The following is a 24481-nucleotide window of genomic DNA, read 5'->3' as shown; positions in this document are numbered from 1 at the left end:
GTACCCAAAACTAGCTATTTATTAGCTAGTTTTTTATACTAAATTTATTTTCATATATTAATTACTCCTATGTTTCCCAGTAGTAGCATAATAAAAATCAGGTAATATTACTTACCTGATTTTTTTAATTTTAAATAAGCAGCTTGTGCAATCATCGCACCATTATCAGTAGCATATTTTAAGGAAGGAATAATTGTATTAGAATGTAATTTTACAAATTCCTCCCTAAGTTCACTATTTGCCGATACACCTCCACCTAAAACTAAAGTTTTCACTTCTGGATGCAACTCTAATGCTTTTCGAGTTTTTGAAATTAAATATTCAACCGCTACTTTTTGAAAGCTCGCAGCAAATTGTGCTTTATTAATAGTTTCATTTTTCATCTTAATTTTATTTACTGAATTTAAAACTTGGGTTTTTAAACCACTAAATGAAAAATCTAAAAGTTCTTCAGTGTGTGGTTTTGTAAAAGTTAAATATTCACCTTGGTACTCTTTTGAAATTTTGTCAATAATCGGTCCGCCTGGAAAACCTAAACCTATGCGAGAAGAAACTTTGTCAAAAGCTTCTCCAACTGCATCATCCAGTGTTTCGCCAATAATTTCTAATTCATCCACATCATTAGCTAAAATTAATTGAGTATGACCACCACTGACTAACAAACATAGAGCAGGGAAAAGAATTTTTTCCGTGATAGTTGCTGATAAAAAATGCCCATGTAAATGGTTTACTGCAATTAATGGTTTATTAATAACAAGAGCAAAAGCACTAGCAAACAAATACCCAACTTGTAATGTACCGATTAAACCAGGTTCTTTTGTATAGGCAATATAATCAAAAGTTTCAGGGTGATATTTCTCTAAAACTAGTTTTTGGATTAACGCAATATTTAATACATGCTCACGAGAAGCTAGTTCAGGTATTGTTCCACCAAATTGTTTAAAAATTTCAATTTGTGAAATAGTTCATAAATCTAATACTTTACCATCTTCTAAAACCGCAATAGAAGTATCATCGTGCGATGTTTCAATTCCTAAAATTCGCATTAATGACCTCCAATTTGTGGTTTTTTAATATAAAGCGGTTCAGCCTGCATAGCTAAAATTTCTTCAAAGCAATTTTTATAATTTGCAAAATTATTAATAATTGCTTGATAATCAATTTTCATAGCTACTTGCTCTGTTTCTAAAACTTGTATAGTATTTTCATCATAAAAAATATTTTTAGTTTCAAAACAATACTTCTTATTACCTTGAGCATCTAAAATTAACATTTCTAAATCAGGTTTTTGATTTTTCAGTAATTTAAAACTATTTGTAAAAAAAGTTTTTGCTCCCGTTAATAAGCTGATAGTTCTAAAATAAACTAGCGAACTACGAACTCCTGTAAAAAAACCTGGTCCTAAATTGGTATATAAACCTGTAATATCTTGCACTTTCAGTTTATTTTTATTTAAAAGCATTTCAAATTGTTCAGTAATTAATTGGACTTTCTTTTTGTAACCTTGCAAAAGAACTGAATCTAAAACTTTAAAATTATCATCAAACAAAATTAAAACAAAATCTTCAGTTGCAGTATCTAAATAAACGTTCATTATTTTTCCTCCACAAGTTCAAAAGCGTGCATCCCATCTTCTAGTAATCTAGCTTGAATTTTCAGATAATGTGGCAAATTACTTTTTAATAAATTAGCTCACTCGATTGCAACTATATTATCCTCAAAATAATCTTCAAATTCTTCTAAATCACCCTTATAGTTATATAAATCAATATGTACTAATCCATCGTATACTTTCATATAGTTAAAACTCGGAGAAGTAATTCTTTCTGTAATTCCTAATTGTTTTGCAAGTAATTTTACAAAAGTTGTTTTTCCTGCACCTAAGTCACCTTCAAGTAAAACAAACTGTTTTTCTTTAATTTTCGCCATTAATGTAGCAATAAAATTATCAAGTTCTGTAATTGAGTTAGTTATTAGTTTCATAAATTAAATAAAAAGCATAGTTTTAAAACAATGCTTTTTGACTTTCACTTAATTTTGGTAATTTAATAATTACAATCGCTTCTGGGCCTGTGTGCATCGCAATAACATTAGCTAAACTAGAAATATAAGGAACAATATTATACTTAGAAGTTAAATATTCAACATACTGACTAATTTCCAAGTTTCCTGAGTGTAAAATAACACAATCATAGTTTTCTATATCGGTTAAATTTTCAAACTTGCTGTCAATAACTTTTTGAATAGTTTTAGAAAAAATACGACCTTTACCTTCTTTTACTAAAGAACCATCTGTAAATTTAATCATCGGAACAATTTGAAGTAATTTTGCAAGAGTAGCTGCTGCAGGACTTAATCTCCCACCTTTAACTAAATAATCATTATATTTTGGAACTAATGTTACATCAATTTGATCATCTCATTTTTCAATTTGATTAGCAGCTTCTTCAAAAGAAAATCCCTTTTGAATCATGCTTTCAAATTCTTTTACTTTAAGAGAAATTAAATGAGCAACATAAACTGATTGGATTACACGGACATTAGCAAAATCCTTGGCTGCACTTTCAAGCATTGCAGCTTGACTTGATAAATATTTAGAGATAGGAAAAACTAAAACATAGTCATACTCTGATGATAACTTTTCAAAAGTATCTTGAGCTATGCCAATAGGTGTTGCTGATGTTTTTGCACTACCAGATTCTAAGTTATAATGATCAAATAAATTATCTGATGTAATATCAATTCCATCAGCTAATTTTTTATCATCAAAAAAAATCATTAATGGAATAAAAAATCAATTATTTTTTGTTGCTTCTTGCTTTGATAAACCAGCAGAAGAATCTACTACAATAGCTATTTTTAACATGTTTTTATTATATTATAAAAAAACGTTTTTGTTATAATATGTAATATGTTAATAGCAAATAATTTAAATACCTTTTTTCAAAATCATTCAATTATTTTTGTAGATTCAAAAATTAAAGCAACTAAACAAATTACCACTGATAAAGCTATCTTTTTTGTAGATGAAAATAATCAAATTCAATCAATAAACTGATTGGATAATAGTGTGTTAAAAATTTCAAAAGATCAAAAATATTTTAGCTTAAATTTAGAACAAGAAGAGATTGTGAAACAATATGCAAAAGAAAATAATTTAAGTTTAAACATTATTTCGCAATTTGTTTATGGAAGAATTTTATCTAGAAATGTGCACCCTAAAAGCGAAAAACTTTTTGTCTTAGAAGTTTTAATTGACACAAAAGAAAATAAAACTGTTACATTAGTAACAAATACTTTAGATTCACAAGAAGGAAAAGTAGTAGTATTAGCACGTCCTGGAGCTACAACATTTATGGGTACATCTGTTTTAACAGGTAAAGTTTTGGATGTTACTAGTGAGGGAATGCTAACAGGTTATAAAACACTTGGTAAAGAAAAAGAAGGTTTAATTTTTGGAACTGAAGAACAAATAGGAAAGGAATACCTAATCTAATGAATATCGTAGAAGAACTTAGAAGTCGTGGTGTTTTAAAAAACATTAGCAATGAAGAGAAATTGTTAGCTTTACCAGAAGGGACAGGTGTGTATGCTGGTTTTGATCCCACAGCAACAAGTCTGCACTTAGGTAACTACATTCAAATTGCTAATCTCCTTAGATTTAAAGAAAAAGGGTATAAAGTTTACGCTATTTTAGGTGGAGCCACAGGAATGATTGGTGATCCTTCATTTAAAGAAAGCGAAAGAAAGCTTTTAGATTCAGAAACATTATCAAAAAATAAAGAAAAAGTTAAAAATCAAATTGAAAGCTTTGGCTTGACAGTAATTGATAATTATGATTTTTACAAAGATATGAATGTTCTAGAATTTTTAAGAAATATTGGAAAATTAGTAAATATTAGTTATTTACTAGCTAAAGATAGCATTGCTTCTCGTATTCATAACGGTTTAAGTTTTACCGAATTTACTTATACCTTAATTCAAGGATATGACTTTTTAAAACTTTATCAAGATAATCAAATTTTTATTCAATTTGGTGGTTCTGATCAATGAGGTAATTTAACTACAGGTTTAGACATGATTGCATCAGTGGTGGGTGACAAACATAAAGCTGTTGCTCTAACATCTGATTTACTAACAGATACTAATGGTAAAAAGTTTGGTAAATCAACTGGTGGTGGTAGTTTATGATTAGATAAAGAAATGACTAAACCATACTCAATGTACCAATTCTTAATTAATCAACCAGATTCTCAGGTTGAAAAATTATTAAATTGATTAACATTTTTACCTATTGAACAAATTAATGAAATTATGGAAAAACATAATGCAAATTCTTCAGAAAGATTAGCACAAAAATCATTAGCATTTCATGTTATTAAGCAAGTCCATTCGGAACAAGATGCTATTTTAGCTCAAAAAGTAACAGAGTTGTTATTTAGTAAAAACAATGATTTATCAAGTTATACTATTGAAGACTTAGATTTTATTTCAAAAGAAATTCAATCTCTTACATTGCAAGCAAATCAAAATTTAATCGAACAATTAATATCTAACAAAGTTATTTCATCAAGACGTCAAGCTAGAGAATTTTTAGCAACTAATTCAATTAAAATAAACTACGAACCAATTACAGAAGAATTTTTATTAAACTCTAAATTATTCGAAAATAAATATGCTATTTTACACGTTGGAAAGAAAAACGTATACTGCATTAAAATTAAGTAAAAATGAGCTTAGCTCTTTTTTATTAAAAGAAAGGTAAATATGCTTGGATTTTTAGAAAAAAGATTTGAAAAAAGTTTAGCTAAAATGGCTAAGAAAACAATGCTTACAGAAGAAGATATCGCCGAAATCACACGTGAAGTAAAAATGGCACTTCTTGAGGCCGACGTTAACTTAAAAGTTGTTAAAAGCTTTATAACAAATGTTAAAGAAAAAGCTTTAGAGAGAGAGGTTATAGGAAAACTAAATCCATCTCAAATGATGGTTAAAATTTTTCATGAAGAATTAACTGCTATTTTAGGTGGACAAGTTAAAGAAATGAAAATTGATAAAAAACCTTACATTATTATGATGGCAGGATTGCAAGGTTCAGGAAAAACAACAACAACAGCTCGTTTAGCTTTTTACTTACGTAAAAAGAAACTGGTTCAAAAACCACTAGTTGTTGCAGCAGATATTTACCGTCCTGCGGCTGTCGATCAACTTGTTACACTTGCTAAAAGTATTCAAGTGGATTATTTTGAAATGGGCACCAATCATTCAGTAGAAGAAATTGTGCAAAATGCTTTAAAATTTGCGACTGAAAATGGAAATGATTTAATTCTTATCGATACTGCAGGTAGATTAAGTATTGATGAAAAATTAATGCAAGAATTAATTGAAGTTAAAAAAATAGCCAAACCTAGTGAAATTTTCTTTGTTGCCGATGCTCTTAGTGGACAAGACGTTATTAATGTTGCTCAAACTTTTAACGATAATTTGAAATTAACAGGGACAATTATCACCAAATTAGATTCAGATGCTCGTGGTGGTGCAGCTCTTAGCTTACGCCAAGTTTTAAATTTACCAATTCGTTTTATTGGAACAGGAGAAAAAGTTTCTAATCTTGATTTATTTTATCCAGAACGTATGGCAGACCGTATTTTAGGTATGGGTGACGTGCTTTCTCTTGTAGAAAAAGCTCAAGATGTCATTGATCAAGATAAAGCTCAATCAATGCTTGAAAGAATGTTTTCAGGTCAATATACTCTTGATGACTTAATGGAACAAATTAAACAAGTCAAAAATTTAGGTAAATTTTCTAAAATTTTAAAAATGTTACCAGGAAATCTAGCTGGTAAAGTTGATGAAGAACAAATTGATAAAGCAGAAGAAAAAATGAGAGTTTATCAAATCCTTATGTCTTCTATGACGATTAGAGAAAGAAAAAATCCAAAACTTTTAAAACAAGCTTCGCGTAAAGAAAGAATTTTAAAAGGAAGTGGTCGCTCAGCACAAGAATTTAACAAGCTATTAAATGATTTTGATGCAATGAGCAAAAAAATGAGTGAAATTGTGAAAAATGTTAAAGCTGGTAAAATGCCATCAGGTAGCGGCTTTGGTGGATTTTAGGTAAAATTGTAAAATTGTGGTAAAATAATTTTACATATGCCGTCATAGCTCAGCAGGTAGAGTATCTCCATGGTAAGGAGGTGGTCGCTGGTTCGAATCCAGTTGTCGGCACCATATCATTCATGACTAAAAAAGCGTAGTGCAATTAATTGTGCTACGCTTTTTATTATTTTAAATTTAGCAAAATAAAAAGTGCAAATTGCTTTGCACTAATTATTTCTAGTTATCATCATCCATTGCATCGTATGAAATATCATCAATTTCAAAGTGATTTAATTCTGTTTCGTAGTATTCTTCGTTTTCTTGAAGTAAATCTAAATCCATGATATCATCTGCATAAATTTGATTATCAAGAGTTGATAACTCTGGTAATAAATCTTTTTCAAAATATGTTTTCGGATCACGGATATCGTATTTTCCTTTTTCTTCAAATTTACTGTTTGTACCAGCAGGAATTTTGTGTCCAAGAATAATATTTTCTTTAAGACCTTCAAGATAGTCAACTCTTTTAGCAATAGAGCTGTTTACAAGAATTTTAGCTGTTTCTTGATATGAAGCAGCAGCTAAGAATGAATCACTAAGAAGTGGTGTTTGTTTAGCTCCACGGATTTTAACTTCACCAAAAGCAGGTTTTTTACCTTCAGCAAGTAATTTTCCATTTTCTTTTTGATAAACAAAAGTATCTACTAAGCTTCCAGTAAAGAAGTTTGAGTCTCCTGGATCAGTAATCATAATTTTTGATAACATTTGACGGATAATAATTTCAATATATTTATCTGAAATTGTAATACCTTGTAAACGGTATAAACGTTGAACTTCTTTAAGTAAGTAGTTTTGCACTGCACGAGTATCAGCAACAGATAAAAGTTCATTAAGAATAATTGGACCTTCAAAAATCTTTTGCCCTGGAACAACTCTGTCACCAACTTTTACTCTTAATTTTTGTGAAACTTTTCCGCTTTCAAAGATGTTTTCAACAGTATTAGAATCTTTCTTAGTTTCAATTTCAACGATTAAAACATCAGTATCTTTACCAGCTTTGTCTTTTGCTGATGAAATAGAAAGAACTTTACCATAAACTTTAGAAATAACAGCAGGACGTCCTCAAGGGAAATCGTAGGCATCGATTAATTCGATTAAACGACCAAATCCACCTGTAATATCTTCAACTCCGGCAACTCCTCCTGTATGGAATGTACGCATTGTAAGCTGTGTACCAGGTTCACCGATTGATTGAGCTGCAACAACTCCGACAGCTTCACCGATATTAACAATTCTGTTTGAGGCTAAATCTTTACCGTAACAACGTTTACATACACCATTTTTAGTGTGACATGAAAGAACTGAACGAATTTCAACTTCCTTCATACCTAATTCATTGATAATTTGATCTGCAATTTCAGTAGTAATAAATGTATTAGCAGCAATAGCCACATTACCATTTGCATCTAAAATTGGTTTGTTAGTAAATCTACCTTCAATTCTTTCAGCCAATGATTCAATAACTGTATCAGTTTTAGTATCTTTAATATCTTTTACAACAAATCCAAAGTCACTTCCACAATCTTCCTCACGAATAACAATTCCTTGAGCAACGTCAACAAGTCTACGTGTTAAGTATCCTGACTTAGCTGTGTTAAGAGCTGTATCAGTAAGTCCTTTACGAGCACCGTGAGTTGATGAATAGAATTCATAAGCACTAAGACCATCAAGGAATGAAGACTTAACTGGAATTTCGACAGTACTACGAACCACACGGTCGTTTTCAGCATCGGCTTTTAAAACTTTGGTGTTATTTTGCATAAGTCCACGCATACCAGCTAGCTGAGTAAAGTTTGAAGAGTTACCACGAGCTCCTGAAGTGAACATCATAAATAGTGGGTTGTCTAAATCTGATTTTGTAACTTCTTTTAGATCCTTTTCAATTGAATCTTTTACTTCAGATCATTTTTTAATAACAAGGTTATAACGCTCATCGTCTGTTAAGAAACCACTTTCAAAGTAAGTTTTTAATTGTTCAATGTGTTCTTCACCTTTTTTGATTTTTTCTTTAGTTGTATTTAAGGTAGTAATATCATTCATTGAAATTGTTGTACCTGAAATAGTTGAGTATTTAAATCCTAAATTCTTAATTTTATCAAGAATAGAAGCAACATAGTTTGTGTATCCAAATCAAACTTTTGCAAGTGCTTTAGTGTATTGTTCTAATTCGAAACGAACACTATCTGATTGACTGTTTTTAGCATTATTGAAGCTAATTTCTGCAAAAGTACTTCTAATTAATTCAAAAATAATTTTAGCGTGTGAAGTTGGAATGACATCACCTTTGTAGTCAACTAATTCAGCACAATCTTCAAATTTATAATCATAGTTGCTTTGTGTAATAGTGTCAATAATTGATGCGATATCTTCCATATTAACAATAGCAACATATTTTTCATAAACCTTACGAACAATTTTTGCAATATCTTTTTTAGTTAATGCAATATTAACATCCATTTTTGCAATTTCTGCTCTAAAGTCTGCACCATAAGCAAGAGTATATCTATTTAAATCTTCTTCTGATGTATGAATCATTTCTTTTTCAACAACTTTTTCAGAACCATCTGGGTTTGTTTTATAAGTTTTTGAAACATATTTACCAAAAATAAATGGGAAATCAGTTGGAAATGCATTATTTAAAATTAATTTTCCAATTGTTGAAATTAAGTAAGGTTCATCTGTATTATTTGAAATTGATTCTTTATTTAAACTTGAAATTGGTAAAACAATTCTAGCGTGTAAATCAATATATCCGTTTTCGTAAGCTAACATTGCGTCATCAAATGAAGCATAATAATTTCCTTCACCTTTAACATTAGCTTTTTCAATTGTTAAATAGTATAACCCTAAAATCATATTTTGAGAAGGGTTAATAATTGGTTCTCCATCTTTTGGACCAAGAATATTTTTTGAAGCAAGCATTAATTCTTGTGCTTCTCTAACAGCTTGATCTGAAATTGGAACGTGAACAGCCATTTGGTCTCCATCGAAGTCGGCGTTAAAAGCTGTTGTTACTAATGGGTGTAATTTAATAGCTTTACCACGGATTAAAACTGGTTGGAAAGCTTGAATTGATAAACGGTGTAATGTAGGAGCACGGTTTAAAAGAACTGGGCGTCCGTCAATTGCTTTTTCTACATAAGGTCAAATAATTGGGTTTAAGTTTTCAATTAATTTTTTAGCTGATTTAACACTTGTAATGCCTTCTTCACCTTTAATTAATTCTTTAATAATTCAAGGTTCAAAAAGTTTAGCAGCCATATCACGAGGAATACCAACTTCGTGCATTCTTAATGTAGGTCCAACAACAATAACACTACGTCCTGAGTAGTCAACACGTTTCCCTAATAAGTTTTGACGGAAACGACCTTTTTTACCTGTTAAAGCATCAGAAATTGATTTTAAAGGGTGTGCATCTTTTGATGTAACAGGAGATGGTTTCTTTCTAGCGTTATCAATTAAAGCATCAACAGCTTCTTGAATCATACGATATTCATTTTGCTTAATAAGCATTGGAGCATCGGCTTCATTTCATTTTTCTAAACGATTATTTCTAATAATAATACGACGGTACAATTCGTTAACATCACTAGTTGAGTGTCTTCCACCATCTAATTGAACTAATGGACGTAAATCAGCAGGAATAACAGGTAAGTTGTAAATTAACATACTTGTAGGTTCTTGTCCTGATTTAATAAATGAGTTAATTACTGTAAGACGTTTATAAAGTTTTTGACGTTCTTGTAATTTAGTTGAAGTAAGTCCATCTTCTGTGCTTGAAGCATTAATAGCATCAATTTCAGCTTGAACGTTAGCAGCTTCTTCTTCTAAATTAATATTTTTAAGTAAGTATTCGATTGCTTTTGAACCTGTATCAATTTTTGCACTTGAATACTCATGAATGATTTCATTGTATTGATAAAAATCAATCCCGAAATCTTTACCAATTTTAGAAACAGCATATTCTCTAAGTTCGTCTAATGCCATTTTAATATCTTCATATTCTTCTGTGCCTTCTTCGTAGTTTTTAAGCATTTCTACTAAAGCATCTTGGTAAATTGTAGCAGCATCATTAATATCAATAATTGTATTTTTCTTTAGTGAAGTTAATTCACCGCTACTTAATACGATATGAGATTTATAGTAAATTAATTTTTCTAAATCAGCCTTAGTTACAACTTTATTTGAATCGTGAACTCTAAGACCTAATAATTTTGAAATGATTGAGTGATCGATTTTAAAGAATCAGAAGTGTACAACTGGGTTATGTAATTTAATGTGACCCATTCTACTTCTACGTGTGATTTTAGGTAAAATTTGTGGTTTATATTTTTCACAAGCAGGTGTTTTTCCACAAGTTGAGTTTTCATCGCTTTTCTTATATTTTGTTCCACAAAGAGGACATTTATAGTCAGTTGTAGGTCCGAAAATAAGCTCATCGAATAAACCATCTTTTTCAGGTTTATATGATTTATAATTAATAGTTTTTGGTTTTTTAACCTCACCATTAGATCAATCAAGAATATCTTGGTTAGTAGCTAATGAAAGAGTAATTTTATTAATTAATTGGCTAATTTCTTGCTCTTTATCATCTTTGAAATTATTCATAACTTTCTCCTCCTCCATCTAAGTATTGGAAAAGTTCCATTTCATCTTCTGATTCTGAACTTTCACTTTCTGAAATATCTAATTTCATTCCAAGTCCTTTAAGTTCATAACTAAGAACGTTGAATGATTCTGGAATACCAGGATTTGGTAATTCTTTTCCTGTTACTAAAGCACTATATAATGCATTACGTCCTGCAATATCGTCTGACTTATAGGTAAGAATTTCTTGAAGTACATTTGTTGCACCATATGATTCGATAGCTCATGTTTCCATTTCTCCAAATCTTTGTCCACCATTTTGAGACTTACCTCCAAGTGGTTGTTGTGTAATTAATGAGTATGGACCAACACTACGTGCGTGCATCTTATCATCAACCATGTGGTTAAGTTTAAGCATATACATAACTCCAACTGAAATTGGTTTATCAAATTTTCTACCTGTAATTGGATCGATTAATACTTGTTTACCTGATTTATTTAATCCGGCTTCTTCTAAAGCGGCTTCAATATCTGTCTTTTTAACTCCATCAAATGAAGGTGTAACAAATTTAACACCTAATTTTCTTGCTGACATACCAAGGTGTAATTCAAGAATTTGTCCAATATTCATACGTGAAGGAACACCTTGTGGGTTAAGCATTACATCAAGTGGTGTACCATCTTCTAAGTATGGCATATCTTCTTCAGGTAAAACGATTGAGATAACACCTTTGTTACCGTGACGTCCAGCAACCTTGTCACCAACTTTAATTTTACGTTTTTGTGCAATAGAAACTTTAACGATTTTGTCAATTCCTTCTTCAAGAACATCACCTTTGTCTCTTGAAAGGACTTCTACGTGAATAACTGTTCCGTTGTGTCCATTTTTAACTTTTAATGAAGTATCTTTTTTATTTGATGATCTTTGTTGTAAGATAGCCATCAATAATTTTTCTTCTTGTGAAGGGTTTTCTTCACCTTTTGGAGAAGTTCTACCAACTAAAATATCTCCTGGAACAACTTCTGAACCTACTCTAACAATTCCGTTTTCATCTAAATGTCTTAAAGCAAATTTTGAAACGTTAGGAATATCGTTAGTTAATTCATCATCACCAGCACGGCTGCTTCTGAATTGAATTGTTTGTTCTTCAATGTGGATTGATGTAAATACGTCATCTTTAACAAGACGTTCGTTAATGATAACAGCATCCTCAAAGTTATAACCATTTCATGTAGTAAATCCTACAAGTAAGTTTTTACCTAAAGCCATTTCACCATCTTTAAATGATGAACCATCTACAAGTAAGTCACCTTTTTCAACAAATTGACCAACTTGTACAATTGGACGTTGTTGAATTAATGTTCCTTGGTTACTTCTTTCAAAGTTTCTTAATGAATATTTGTCAGTTACACCTTTATCATTTTTAATATGAATTCTTGAACCATCTACATAAACAACTTCACCAGGTTTTTTAGCTGTAATGTTGTATGAAGAATATTTAGCAATATCAGATTCAATACCTGTAGCAACATAAGGTGCTTCAGCTTGTAAAAGAGGAACTGCTTGACGTTGCATGTTAGAACCCATAAGTGCACGGTTAGCATCGTCATTTTCTAAGAATGGAATAGCAGCGGCAGCTACCGAAACAATTTGTTTAGATGAAACCTCAATAAAGTCTACATCTTCTGGTTTAGCAATAATATAGTTGTAATCACGTCTAACTGTTAAAGTTGGTGAAACAATTCTATTTGTATCATCCACAAGAACTGATGATTGAGCAAATGAGTAACCAATTTCATCTGCAGCAGTTAAATATCTAACATCGTTGTAGTCAACAATACCATCATTTACTTTATAATATGGTGTTTTAAGGAAACCTAAATCATCTACTTTTGCAAATGTAGCATAGTTAAGAATAAGTCCGATGTTTGGTCCTTCAGGAGTTTCGATAGGACAAATTCTTCCGTAGTGAGTAGAGTGAACGTCACGAACCTCAAATTGAGCTGTATCACGGTTAAGACCTCCAGGCCCAAGTGATGTAACACGACGTTTATTTGAAACTTCAGCAAGTGGATTGATTTGATCCATAAATTGTGAAAGTTTTGAAGAGTTAAAGAATGTCTTCATTTGGTTTGTTACTAACTTATTATTTGTAACATTTTTAGCTGTAACTTTTTCAGCTTCTTTCGCACCCATTCTTTCACGAGTGGTTTTTTCTAACTTAGTTAAAGCTACAGAAAGTTGACCTTCGAGTAATTCACCAACAGAAACAATACGTTTGTTTGTAAGTGAATCCGGATCATCATCTTGCCCAATTCCTTCTGTTAAATTGAAGTAGTAATTAATTGCTGCAATAATGTCAGAAATTAATAAATGTTGTTCGACAGATTTTGGATCATTTCCAATAACAAGAACTGGTTCTTTATCTGCATTTTCCATCATTTTTCTTGTTGGATAAACTTTAACTTTAATAATTTTTGTTCTTTTCTTAAGATCTTTATTTGTATTAATTAATCTGTGATATACAAATTCAGGATCAATACCAGGAATATTTTCAGATGAAATTAAACCTAATTCAAAATGTTCTTGAATTTTTTTAGCAAGTTTAAAATCAATGAATGTACCTTTAGCAAAAGCAACTTCGTTGTTTTTAGTTTTTAAATCTTCCGCTAAGTATGTGTTAGTAATACGGTCTAAAAGAGAAAGCTTTTTATTAAGCATGTGACGACCAGTTACTGATAAGTTGTAACGTTTTTTATCAAATAAAATACCAGGAATTAATGATTTCTTAGCTTCATCTGAAATACGATCACCTTTTCTTAAACCTCTGAAAAGTTCTTCTTGACAAGCGTCAACCATTTCTTCATGTGATAATTCTGAATTTAAAATTAATTTGTCTTTTCTAAGAGTTTCTTCTAAAAGTTCACTTTTACCAAATAATTCTTCGATATTTTGAGCACTTAAACCAAATGACCCTAAAAATGTTGCTAAGTTAATATTTTTGTTTTTATCAACTTTAACTTTAACTGAGTCGATTGTTGAAGATGTAACTTTATGTGATACTTCTAATCAAGAACCAATTCTTGGTAAAATTTCTAATTTGTTGAAAAGGTCATCAGATTGTTTGTTACGAACTCCAAGTCCGTAGTAAGCACCTGGTGAACGAATTAACTGAGAAACAATAACTTTTTCAGAACCATTAATGATAAAACTTCCACCTGAAGTCATGTATGGAATTTCACCAATTAAAACTTCATCTAAACGAACCTCTCCTGTTTCTGTGATTTCTCTTTTTAAAGTTGCGTACACTTTAACACTAAAGTTAATACCTTTAGCTTTACATTTTTTAATTTCTTCGCTTTCGCTAGTAGATTTTTTAAAAGGTAATTCTAATCTAAGTGAATTTTTTAAATAATCTAGTCTAACTTGTTTATTAGCTGCTTCGATTGGATATACTTCTTGCAAGCATTCTTGAATTTTTTTATTAATAAAAAGTTCAAAACTCTCTTTACTTGTTGCAAGAATATCAAACAATGGAAGTGATTTTTTTGTAATTGAGTAATCTCTTCTTATTGTTTTAGGTCCAAACTTACGGTTAATGTATTTTTTTTGTTCCATAAACACCCTTCCTTATTTACATATTTAATAATATGTCTATAAAATGCATATATATTTTAGCAAAAAAGTTTTTTTTCGAAAGCAAACAGTTTAAAAAGTTTTTCTACCTAAAAAATAGGCATTTTAAGATTTTTTTTGAATTTTTCTAAAAAAATATGGAATAAAAAAATCTTGCACCATCAAGTTTTTATTTTTTAGTATACAGATATTTTAATTCTTAAAATTACTTAAAATTTTTACTTTATATTTGTTTTGTAAACAAAAAAACGAACTATATTAGTTCGTTCAACGTAAATTATCTTTTTGAAATTTTTTAGTCTTAATGAATAGGTAACTTAATTCCAAAGATATAAAAAGGATGATTGCAGGTAATAATAAAGGAACAATTTTTCCATATTGATTATACTTTGAATAACGACTAATAAGCTCATAAATACCGATACCAGACGGAATAAACATGCTGTAATTCATAGCATTCCGATATGTACCTTCTATTTCAAAAGACGCATTACCCAAGACAAATTTAAGTGCCTTTTTAAAGATAAAGTCTATATAAATCTTTCATTTACTTCATCCTAAATCTCTTAGGAGATTAATTTCTTTTGAAGAAATAGCATTAAAATGTTCATTAAATTGCTTAGCTAAACTTCTGAAGGTAGAAACAGCTAACGATAGCGTTAGTGCTGCATAAGTGGATAAAATAGGATTAAAAATAATGAAAAAAATAATTATTGGAATAGCTTTTATAAAGCTCAAAAGAAGTTTAAAAAGAAAAACTATTGATATATTATGTAGTTTATCTGCACAAAAAAAGGAATAAAAAGCAGCAGAAAAAAAACCAATAAATAAAACAATATAAACTTGAAAAGCTATTTTAATATAAATTAAATAAACTTTTGGATCATTTGTAATTTCACTAAAATCTAACTTAAAAAAAGTTCCAAAAAATTCACTAAAACCATTTTGATTAAAAATATAACTTGAATCAAATAGAATATGCATAAAACCATATAAGCTATAGAAAAGTGAAAATAAAAATAAAACTATTTTAATTATTTGTTTATGACGATAAATTGATCACTTAGATTTTTGTGGTAAATTATATTTATTTTCTCTAAATAAAAAATTATTAAAAGTATATAAAATAGCCTCAATAAAGAAAACTAGTAGCATAATGTATAAAATAGTAATTCCTAAATATTTCATATCTTCTATTTTTGTGAAGGTGTGAAAAAAGTCGCCTATACCAAAAATACCAACAATACCTAAAATTGCACTTCATCTTACGTTTGATTCAATTCCTAGTAAAAAATTCATTAGTAATTTATTTTTATTAGGTAAAAATAAATATTTATAAAAAGCAATTAGTTTAGACTCACCAAGTAAAACAGATAAGTAAAATTTTTTAAAACTACTATTTTCTATAATTTCAACAAAATAACGATGCAACCAAAGTCAAGTAAATCAAAAATAAACAGAAAAAGCAATTATTTTTTGTGAACCCAATATTTTTTGAAACATTGTAAGAAATATTAAAATCGGAAACGATCTAAGTATTAAAATTAAAATTCTGGTTGTATAAATCAAAATTTTGTGCTGGAAAATTCGAGGAACAGAAAAAAAAGCAGTAATTAAAGCTATGAAAAAGCTAAATGCTGTAGCACTAAAAATAATTTCTATTGTTTCAAATAATTTTTTTAAATTTCAAATTCACAAATTATCATTTGGGTTGTTTAAATAATCTCATTTAAAAGCGAATAAATTTCGGATAATTTCAAAACTTTTACTAAATAAATTAATATGTATTTGAAAAAATTGTAAATATCAAATACCAAATAAAAAAATAATAATAGAAAATGAAATAAAAATAAATCTTTTTCTATTTATTTGCTTGATTTTATTAATCAAAATAATTAATTATTTCATTAATTTCGAAATTATCTTTACTATAAATTTTTTGAATTTGACCATTTTTAATAGCGACTAAATAATCACAATATTTTATAGCTAAATCTAAATCATGTATAGACATCAAAAAAGTTTTTTGCTTTTCTTTAACTAATTTACTCAATTCTTTTAAAGCTAAGTCACTATAATATACATCTAAATTGCTTGTTGGCTCATCAGCTAAAATAAGCTGTGAATTATTCAAGAAAGCAAATAATAAATTAAATCTTTGTTTTTGTCCACTCGACAAATTTTGCATTGGAGTAAATAAAAGCTCTTTTATTTCAAAAATATCTAATCATTTTTCTAAATTTTCTTTATTTTCAGCACTCAATAATCTAAAAAATTTATAAAAAATGTTTTTATAATTATTAAATTTTCATAAGAAATTATGATAAAAATCATATTCTTCTAAAATAAGATTTTCTTGATCTAAAAAAACAATACTTTTTTTATACTTTTTTAAATCTTTTTTTGAAGACTTACGGTTAAGTTCGACATCATTAATGGTTATTTGACCGGAATGAATTAAATTTGTGTTAAAGCATGATTTTAAAAGTGTCGTTTTTCCACACCCGCTTTTGCCAATAAAACCAATAATTGAGCCGCTAGAAAAACTAAAATTTAAATTTTCTAAAACTATGTCTTTGTCATTATAAGATAAATTTACGTTTAAAAAATTAACCATATTAACCTAATGTTTCGTTTAATTTATTTCAAAAATCATTATCATTATCATAAAATTCGTAAGAATTGAATCCTTCCGAAGGTCCTCAATCATCTTCACCTTTTTTAGACAACTCAATTAAAGCATCAACAATAATTTTTGCATCTGATTTTGTAATTCTATTAGATGCAACTCCCACATTATAAGGCAACGGATCAGTTAAAGTTAAGAAAAATAAACTTTCTCCAGGTCTAGATTCACCTGGCTTAAATAACTTACCATTAACTGTTTTGTTATATCCATAAAATCCCTCATTTTCGAGAAAAATATGTATTTTTAAGTTTTCAGTATCATTAAGGTTTTTTAATTTGCTTTGTCTAATAAAGTTTTTGTATTGATCATTATTTTTTAAAGCTAAAAATGATGAGAAGGTTGCTCCAAAATGTTTTTTCATTAACTTTTCAGGTAATAAATATTTACTTCCTGATGTTGGAGAACCAATTGCAATCCCATAAGATAAAAATTCAGTTAAATTTTTATCATTTCAAGCTTTAATAATTTTAGCCTTGATTTCATCTGTAGCAGAAATAACAAATAAACCACGTTGATAATCAACTAAAGAGAATACTTCTTTATCATTTTCTTTATGAACATCATAAGCATTAGTATAGATTGAACCATTTCAATTTGTATCACCTCATGTTTCATATGGTGGTGTACTAAAAACAGCAAATTCATTTTGTGCAGACTTAACAAGTGCACTACCATTTGGTTCACTAGAGTAAGTTGCTTGAGGATTTTCTCCAGCAAATTTATTTGTTAAAGTTTGTAAAATAACACTAATTCCACTCTTATCTAGTTCATTTTTGGTATTAAAAAGAGAACCCGAAGATAAAAGACCAAAATCTATTTCATTTTTTTCGATTCTAGTTTTTGTATTATTGTAATCATCACTGCTTCCAAAACTAACTTCTACCTTTGCTTTTGAACCGTTTTTAGCAAGTGCATCATTGAAAAGCTTTTCATATTTTGTTTTTCAAATAGTTTTATCTTTTTTGCTATTACTAATTAATTCAAGTTTGTAGATTTTTGAAGATTGATTATCACAAGCAGCAGAAACCACAACAGGTAAAATTGATAATGGAATCAATAAAGCTGTGCTTTTAAAAAATTTTTGTAATTTTTTCATAAAAAAATTCCCTCCAAATTGGACAGGAAAGGGAAAGACTCGCTCCGCTAGAATTACCTAGATCAGCTGATAAGAGTATTTCTCAACCTACTAAAAAAAAGTAAGTACCTCTGTCCTTACTTTAAATTATATAGTTAAACTTAAAAAGTTTCATTAATATTTTCATCAACTGCATCATTTTCAATTTCTTCGGTATTATTTTTAAGTTCTTCTAAAAGTTCTTTTTCTTTTTTATTTAGGTTATCTTTTGAAATGTCAAATTCTAATTCAAATTCATAATCGTTAAAAATGCTTTCAAAATCATCAATAATATTTGTGCTAGTTTTTGAAATATAATCAGCATGACTAAACTCATTATTTTGAATTTGATTGCTATAATCATTTCACTTTTGAAATTGATTTAAAGAAGCATATACATAATGATTGCTATCTATTTCAAAAATATCATCATAAATAAATAAATTTGTTTCCCTAGAATCAGGTATTAAATATTTTTTACTTCTAATAAGAGAAATAACACTTGGATGTTTTGGTTCACCTAGCACTCTGCAAACTTGTCCACCTTCAACAAGTGAATAATTATTAAAGAAATGTACTTTTTCAAAATTACCTTTAATTAATCCAAGGTGATGGGTTACGAATACAAAATTAAAATTGTATTTTTTAGAAATTTTAAATAAAACTCTTAAAAATTCCAATCTAATTTCTAGAGGAATATTTTTGTTATTGTCTTTAACAAAAAGTAAATCTGTTTCTGATAAAACATGTTTCATCAGTTTAATTTTAGCTTTATCAACTATTTTTAGCTTTTTATAAGGAATTAAATAACTATTTTTCTGAATGGAAATACTTTCTACTGTATCGATAAATTTTAAGATGTTTTTATAAATAGTTAGTATTTTAGGTGAAGCAGAAATTTTAGAAATAGTGAAGTTAGCTAAAATTGAAGTTACATCTGTCATTCATCTTGATTCAGATAAAAAATTAAAATGCTCACGAAGAGATTCAAAAGTTTCTTCTTCATAAAAAATATTAGAATGAGTTTTCGCTAAATCAGAAATTTGAGTTTTTAACTTGCTTATTTCGTTATAAAGGTTTTTTAAACTATTATTTAATCTTCTAATTTTAATTTCTTTGCTCTTTAATAAACTATTAAATAATTTTTTTTCACTAAATTTAGATCATTCTAATTCTGCCTGTGCCATTTTGATCTGTTGTTCAAAACGACGCATTTTTAAAGAGTTCTTACTATTAGCAACTTTCTGAAAATTCAATTTGCTTAATTTTTTAATTTCCTTTTCAAAAAACTGTATTTTTTGTTCAATTTCAATTTTGCTTTCTTTAGATTCATTTAAGTAAGAATCTATTTTAAAACTAAATTCATATTTGACTAGTTTACGTATTTTTTTTAAGACTTGTAATGATTGATCAATTTTTCTAAATCTAAATGATTCATTAACAAAAATTTTAATTTCAGAATTTAAATGTTCATTTAACTCTCATATTTTAGATGCTGATAAATATAATAAATCATATCTATTACACATTAAAAGCTTATATACTTTTCGCTTAATAAGAACATCTTTATATGTTTCAAAATATTCAGGAGATGTTGGATTTAAGTTTTTAAGTTTAAAATTTAAAATATGAATTTCATTTTTGACTGAATTCATAATGAAAGAAAGTAAATGCGACGCTTTAACTTTAGTATTTTTCTGGAAATCTAAATAAAAATCTTTCTCAATTTTTAGTTTTTTAATTTTGAAATCATTATCAACCTTATTAATTGAACTATTGTTAATTTTATTCATATAATAAAGTTTTAACTGACCATCTTTAATAGTTTGTTTTTGCAAAATAGTATTACTGAATTCATAATTTTTTAATAATTGTTCATGATTATCTTTCAGAGATTGAAAAAAATCCATAAAAACAGCAAAAATGTCATTTTGATAATTTTCACCAATTTCATCAAGTAAAACTAGGTTATTATGAAACTCTAATTTATCAGTTAATATTTCTGGAGATGCTAGTTTTTTAGATAAAATTCTAGCTTCTTTTATATTGTTTTGATTTATATCAATAATTTTTTGAGAATATTTAGAAATAATGTTGTAAAGTGTATTTTTTGTTGCTATTTCAAAATCTTTAAAAAGTAAATTAACTTCTGAAAGCAGCTTATCACTATCTGGTATTGAAATAGTATTGTTTCAAATATCAAACAAAGGAATTTCTTTATCAACTTCATCTGTAACTTCTAGGATATCAAAAACAGCTATTTTTTTTAAAATTTCATTTTTGTCAATAATAACTTTAGTTTCTATATCATGATCTTCTTCATCTTTTTTAGTGTATGCTAGCGTTACACTAGAATCATTATTAATTGCATTTCAAAGTGCATCAAAAGTTAAAATATTATTTTGATTATTTATGTATAAAGCGGTTTTTTCATTGCAGTTAAAATTTAAAAATGGAACACTAATATATTCTGTTTTTCCTAAATAATCTACTGGTGCAAAAATATTTTTAATAGTTAATAAACTTTTATTTTTTTTCATTTCCACCTCTAGTATTTTAAATGTTCATTTTTATTAATTAATTTTGACACAATTAAATAAGAATAATAAATAACAAACATGTTAAACCATATTTTAATTGGCGAACTTAGAATGTGTTGTGAAATTCAAAAGAAGAATTGTTCTTTACCGCCACTACCACCTGAAAGCGTAATCATATCTCCATATGACAAAATAGGTAAATTTATTAATTCTAAAAAAGCTGAAAAAACAATAATTGGAACTAAAACTGTATATCTTTCTAATTTCAAGGTAAAACGACCAATTATAATGAAAACAATCATAGCAAGTAATCCAGCATTCATTAAAATAGTAAGCACTTTTTTGCTTTTAACAAGAGAATTTACTAAATCACTTTCTGTGACAGATAAAGATATATAAGTTAAAATAATAACTAAAATAATACTTAAAAAGACAACTCCGTTAACTAAAGAAATATTGGCAAGCAATTTTTGTGAATTAGAAGGAGTGATAAATTTTTGCTTATTATATAAAGAAATTAATTTAATTTTAATTTCTTCAGCAGTAATATTATTATTTGATGCTATTGCATTTTTATATTTATTAACATATAAATGAATTTTCATTTTATTTTTTGCAAGTCTATACTCTGTGGAAAAAGCACGATTAGTGAATTGCATAAAATAGTAACCAAAAATACCAGCAACTATTCCGTTCATCGCTACAGCTAAAGTATAAACTGGTGAATATCCTGCCGGCGGAATAAATAATAATGATAAAAGATCGCTAACAACTCCAACAAAAAATCCAACAAATGGTCCAAAAATAAAACCAGCTATTTTTACTGGTAAACCAATAAAAGCTATTTTATAAGAAGACAAGGTGATCAAGGGAACAATTTGCGCAGAAACTACTGTAAAAGCAACTGAAATAGCTATTAAAATAGCCACAAATGCCATTTTACGAATTGTTCATTTAGGAAATAATTTTATATTTATAAATTCAAATTTGTGTTTCACGCTCTCTCCCTTATTTACTTTAATTTTATATTATTTTATTCTTATTTATCCAATAAAATAGCATGAATATTTTAGAAAGAACTTACAATAATATAAAATAAAAATCTGCTGATTAAACAAAATTAAAAATCAAAATAATAAATAATAAGTACTTAAGCACTATTGTGAAAAATAATTCATTGAAAATTTCGAAAGCTAGTGAAATTGCAGTTGATACTTATATAACAACCAAAATATTTACAAATAATTTTGAGCGAAAATAATAATGATTTTAAAAATTTGAAAGATTATTTATTAAAGCAATCTATTTTTTATAATAGTAATTTAAATAATAAAAATATAATAGTGGACATTAAACATGATATTGACTGAATCTTTAAAAACAAGCATACAAATCAACATTTTTTAGTCCAAATCAAACACAACTATCATCATAATACAAAAAAATTTTAGATATTAATCACAAGTTTTTAAAAACTTATGCTTATTTATTTAAACAATTTGTCAAATTCAAAAGAAATAGAATCAATTTTTAGAAAATATATTTCTAAAATATTAAATTAAATAGTGCATAAACATAAAAAGCTGACAAGGTTGCTGTCAGCTCTTTTTATTGTTTGGTTGTTTTAATCAGAAATGATTTTTCCAGAAATCCTGTTTCTATTTAAATCAATTCCTGTAATTTGTGCCCTAATTACTTGACTAGGATAATAATAATCAAAAATACTGTCATTTGTTTGTAGATTTAAATCCGAAATGTGAATGAATAAGCTTTGTTTAATACCTATATAAACAAAAATACCAAAATCAGTAATATTTTCAACTGTTCCAGATACTAAATCACCTAGTTTTAAATCTTCAACATTTAAGAGTTCATCTTTTAATAAAAATCCTTGTTTATTGGTTTCAAAATTTTTCACAGGATTTGATAAAGCCTTTAAAATAAGTTCTATTTCATAATAGTTTGAATTATATTTGTTGATAAGTTCTTCTACATTTAAACTTAAATTTTTAATTCCATCTTCACTTGGATTCAGTTTTTCATTCTTAATAATTTTATTAGCTAAATCATATGATTCAGGGTGAATAAAAGTTTTATCTAAAAAATTATCAGAATTAAAAATTCTTAAAAAACCAATTGCTTGCTCATAAGTTTTAGGTCCTAAACCAGGAACTTTTTTAATTTGTTCTCTATTTAAAAAACTTCCATTTTCTTTACGAAAGGCAACAATTTTTTCAGCCTGCTTAGAAGAAATACCTGAAATATATTCCAAAATAGATTTAGTAGCAGTATTAATATCAACTCCTACCGTATTAACTACCTTTTCAACTTTGAAAGTTAAGTAGTTATCTAATTCTTTTTCGTTTAAATCATGTTGGTATTGACCTACTCCGATAGATTTAGGTTCGATTTTAACTAATTCATTTAAAGGATCTAAAAATTTTCTACCAATATTAATTGCACTTCTTTCTTCGACACTTAAATTCGGAAATTCCTCGATGGCAACTTTTGAAGCAGAATAAACTGAAGCTCCAACTTCTGATACAATTGCATATTTTACTTTTAAATTATTTGTTTTAATTAACTTAGCAATAAATTGTTCAGTTTCACGAGATGCAGTACCATTACCAATAACTATAATATCAATTTTATGTGCTAAAATCATTTTATAAACAATTTCGGCAGCTTTTTTTATTTCAAATTTAGGTGCATTCGGATAAATTTTTGCAATCTCAAGTACATCACCATTTTGGTTTAAAGCAGCTAATTTACATCCATTGACAAAAGCAGGGTCGATGGCTAGAATATTATGACCTTGAAGAGCCGGTGCAAAAAGTAATTTTTCTACTGAGTTTGCAAAAATTAAAATTGCATTTTTTTCAGCTTTTTCAAATAAATCATTGAAAATTTCTCGCTCAACACTAGGTTGAATTAATCTTTTGAAGGCATCTTCAGCAGGTAGTTTTAAATTAGCATGATTCTTATTTGTTTTATCTAAACGACGAAGTAATAAAGTGATAAGTTTTTCAGCTGAGTATTCAAAATCTAATTTTAAAATTTTTAATTTTACACCTCGATTAATTGCTAAAACATTGTGATTTTTAATATAACGTATTGGAATTTGATATTCATAATAATTTTTAAATTTTTCTTGCTCATCGACAGCAGATTTTTTAAAAGAAGTTTTTAAAATACCAAAACGATTAATATTTTCTTTAATTTCTTCTCTTAATTTAAAATCTTGTGAAATTCACTGTGCTATGATGTAATTTGCTTGTTCTAAAGCAAACTCAACAGTTGTTACATCTTTATTTAAGTACTTTTGAGCTTCTATTAGAGGGTTAAAATTAATGTTTTTATTGCTAAAAATAACCTTAGCTAAAGGTTCTAAACCTAATTCAATTGCAGCTGTTGCTTTAGTAACTTTACCCACCTTAAAAGGTTCATAAAGAGCTTCTAGTTCACTTTTAGTTTTTACATTAACTATTTTTTCTTTCAAAACATCTGTTAACAGTTTCTTTTCAGCTAATATTTGTAAAATACTATTTTTACGCTCGTCTAACTCATAAGAATATTTATAAAGTGTTTCTATTTGATAAATTTGTTCTTCATCTAAACCGCCAGTTAAGTCTTTACGGTAACGAGAAATGAAAGGAACTGTATTTTTATCTTCTAAAAGATCTAAAACTATATTCACTTGCTTTTCTGTTATTCTTAAGTGCTGAGCTACTTTTTTTATTACATTTGGATTCATA

The 24481-nt window shown here is 27.8% G+C and carries 15 protein-coding genes and 1 tRNA gene; 4 read left to right on the top strand and 12 right to left on the bottom strand.

Translation table 4 applies throughout. The annotated features are described in order from the left end of the window. Positions 1 to 107: 107 nt before the first annotated feature. From tsaD to EI91_RS01025, 4 genes are read right to left on the bottom strand one after another with little or no spacing between them, the layout of a single operon-like run. Positions 108 to 1046 carry a tRNA (adenosine(37)-N6)-threonylcarbamoyltransferase complex transferase subunit TsaD gene (gene tsaD / locus EI91_RS01040; RefSeq protein WP_036452073.1) on the bottom strand — a complete coding sequence of 313 codons (939 nt, stop codon included), beginning with the start codon at positions 1044 to 1046 and terminating at the stop codon, positions 108 to 110. Continuing rightward, on the bottom strand, positions 1046 to 1594 hold the full coding sequence (locus EI91_RS01035) for a hypothetical protein (protein ID WP_036452072.1): 549 nt from the start codon (positions 1592 to 1594) through the stop codon (positions 1046 to 1048). Before EI91_RS01035 ends, tsaD begins: the two co-directional genes overlap by 1 nt. After that, positions 1594 to 1983 (bottom strand): tRNA (adenosine(37)-N6)-threonylcarbamoyltransferase complex ATPase subunit type 1 TsaE, encoded by a 390-nt coding sequence (gene tsaE, locus EI91_RS01030; protein ID WP_036452071.1) that lies wholly within the window; start codon positions 1981 to 1983, stop codon positions 1594 to 1596. Before tsaE ends, EI91_RS01035 begins: the two co-directional genes overlap by 1 nt. 22 nt (positions 1984 to 2005) lie before the next feature. Continuing rightward, entirely contained in the window at positions 2006 to 2866 is an 861-nt protein-coding gene (locus EI91_RS01025) for a DegV family protein (RefSeq protein WP_036452070.1), read from the bottom strand. A 45-nt stretch (positions 2867 to 2911) separates the two neighbouring features. Between EI91_RS01025 and tapR the strand changes: the two genes are divergently transcribed. The 4 genes from tapR (at position 2912) to EI91_RS01005 (ending at position 6231) form a co-directional block, all read left to right on the top strand. Further along, entirely contained in the window at positions 2912 to 3496 is a 585-nt protein-coding gene (tapR, locus tag EI91_RS01020) for a TyrS-associated PheT N-terminal domain-related protein TapR (protein ID WP_036452068.1), read from the top strand. Further along, positions 3496 to 4728 carry a tyrosine--tRNA ligase gene (tyrS, locus tag EI91_RS01015; protein WP_036452066.1) on the top strand — a complete coding sequence of 411 codons (1233 nt, stop codon included), beginning with the start codon at positions 3496 to 3498 and terminating at the stop codon, positions 4726 to 4728. Before tapR ends, tyrS begins: the two co-directional genes overlap by 1 nt. 39 nt (positions 4729 to 4767) lie before the next feature. Further along, positions 4768 to 6117, top strand: a complete 1350-nt coding sequence (gene ffh / locus EI91_RS01010; RefSeq protein ID WP_036452063.1) for a signal recognition particle protein — start codon at positions 4768 to 4770, stop codon at positions 6115 to 6117. A gap of 38 nt (positions 6118 to 6155) precedes the next feature. Then, a tRNA-Thr gene (locus EI91_RS01005) sits at positions 6156 to 6231 on the top strand. Positions 6232 to 6336: 105 nt separating this feature from the next. Here the strand turns inward: EI91_RS01005 and EI91_RS01000 are convergent. The 8 genes from EI91_RS01000 to EI91_RS00965 all read right to left on the bottom strand — a co-directional run bounded on the left by EI91_RS01000 (position 6337) and on the right by EI91_RS00965 (position 24480). Then, complete coding sequence (locus tag EI91_RS01000; protein ID WP_036452061.1) at positions 6337 to 10767, bottom strand: DNA-directed RNA polymerase subunit beta'; 4431 nt, start codon at positions 10765 to 10767, stop codon at positions 6337 to 6339. After that, positions 10760 to 14365, bottom strand: a complete 3606-nt coding sequence (gene rpoB / locus EI91_RS00995; RefSeq protein WP_036452059.1) for a DNA-directed RNA polymerase subunit beta — start codon at positions 14363 to 14365, stop codon at positions 10760 to 10762. The genes EI91_RS01000 and rpoB overlap by 8 nt, the downstream gene beginning before the upstream one ends. Before the next feature lie 276 nt (positions 14366 to 14641). Next, positions 14642 to 15682: an ABC transporter permease family protein gene (locus tag EI91_RS03650; protein WP_156954222.1), complete on the bottom strand. Its 1041-nt coding sequence runs from the start codon at positions 15680 to 15682 to the stop codon at positions 14642 to 14644. A gap of 583 nt (positions 15683 to 16265) precedes the next feature. Beyond that, a complete protein-coding gene (locus tag EI91_RS00985) occupies positions 16266 to 17000 on the bottom strand; it encodes an ATP-binding cassette domain-containing protein (protein WP_051789156.1) in 735 nt (244 codons plus the stop codon). Between the two features lies 1 nt (position 17001). Then, entirely contained in the window at positions 17002 to 18168 is a 1167-nt protein-coding gene (gene cypl / locus EI91_RS00980; protein WP_036452055.1) for an ABC transporter thiamine pyrophosphate-binding lipoprotein p37/Cypl, read from the bottom strand. Between the two features lie 140 nt (positions 18169 to 18308). Beyond that, entirely contained in the window at positions 18309 to 20726 is a 2418-nt protein-coding gene (locus EI91_RS00975; protein ID WP_036452053.1) for an MAG1360 family OppF-related protein, read from the bottom strand. 8 nt (positions 20727 to 20734) lie between these two features. Next, a complete protein-coding gene (locus EI91_RS00970; RefSeq protein WP_245597284.1) occupies positions 20735 to 21724 on the bottom strand; it encodes an ECF transporter S component in 990 nt (329 codons plus the stop codon). Positions 21725 to 22350: 626 nt separating this feature from the next. Continuing rightward, a complete protein-coding gene (locus EI91_RS00965; RefSeq protein WP_036452049.1) occupies positions 22351 to 24480 on the bottom strand; it encodes a helix-hairpin-helix domain-containing protein in 2130 nt (709 codons plus the stop codon). Between the last annotated feature and the right edge of the window lies 1 nt (position 24481).

Origin of the sequence: Mycoplasma buteonis (assembly GCF_000733865.1) — a bacterium.
Lineage (GTDB): Bacteria > Bacillota_I > Bacilli_A > Mycoplasmatales > Metamycoplasmataceae > Mycoplasmopsis > Mycoplasmopsis buteonis.
Note: the sequence above shows the minus strand (reverse complement) of the source record. Positions and strands in the feature narration are given on the sequence as shown.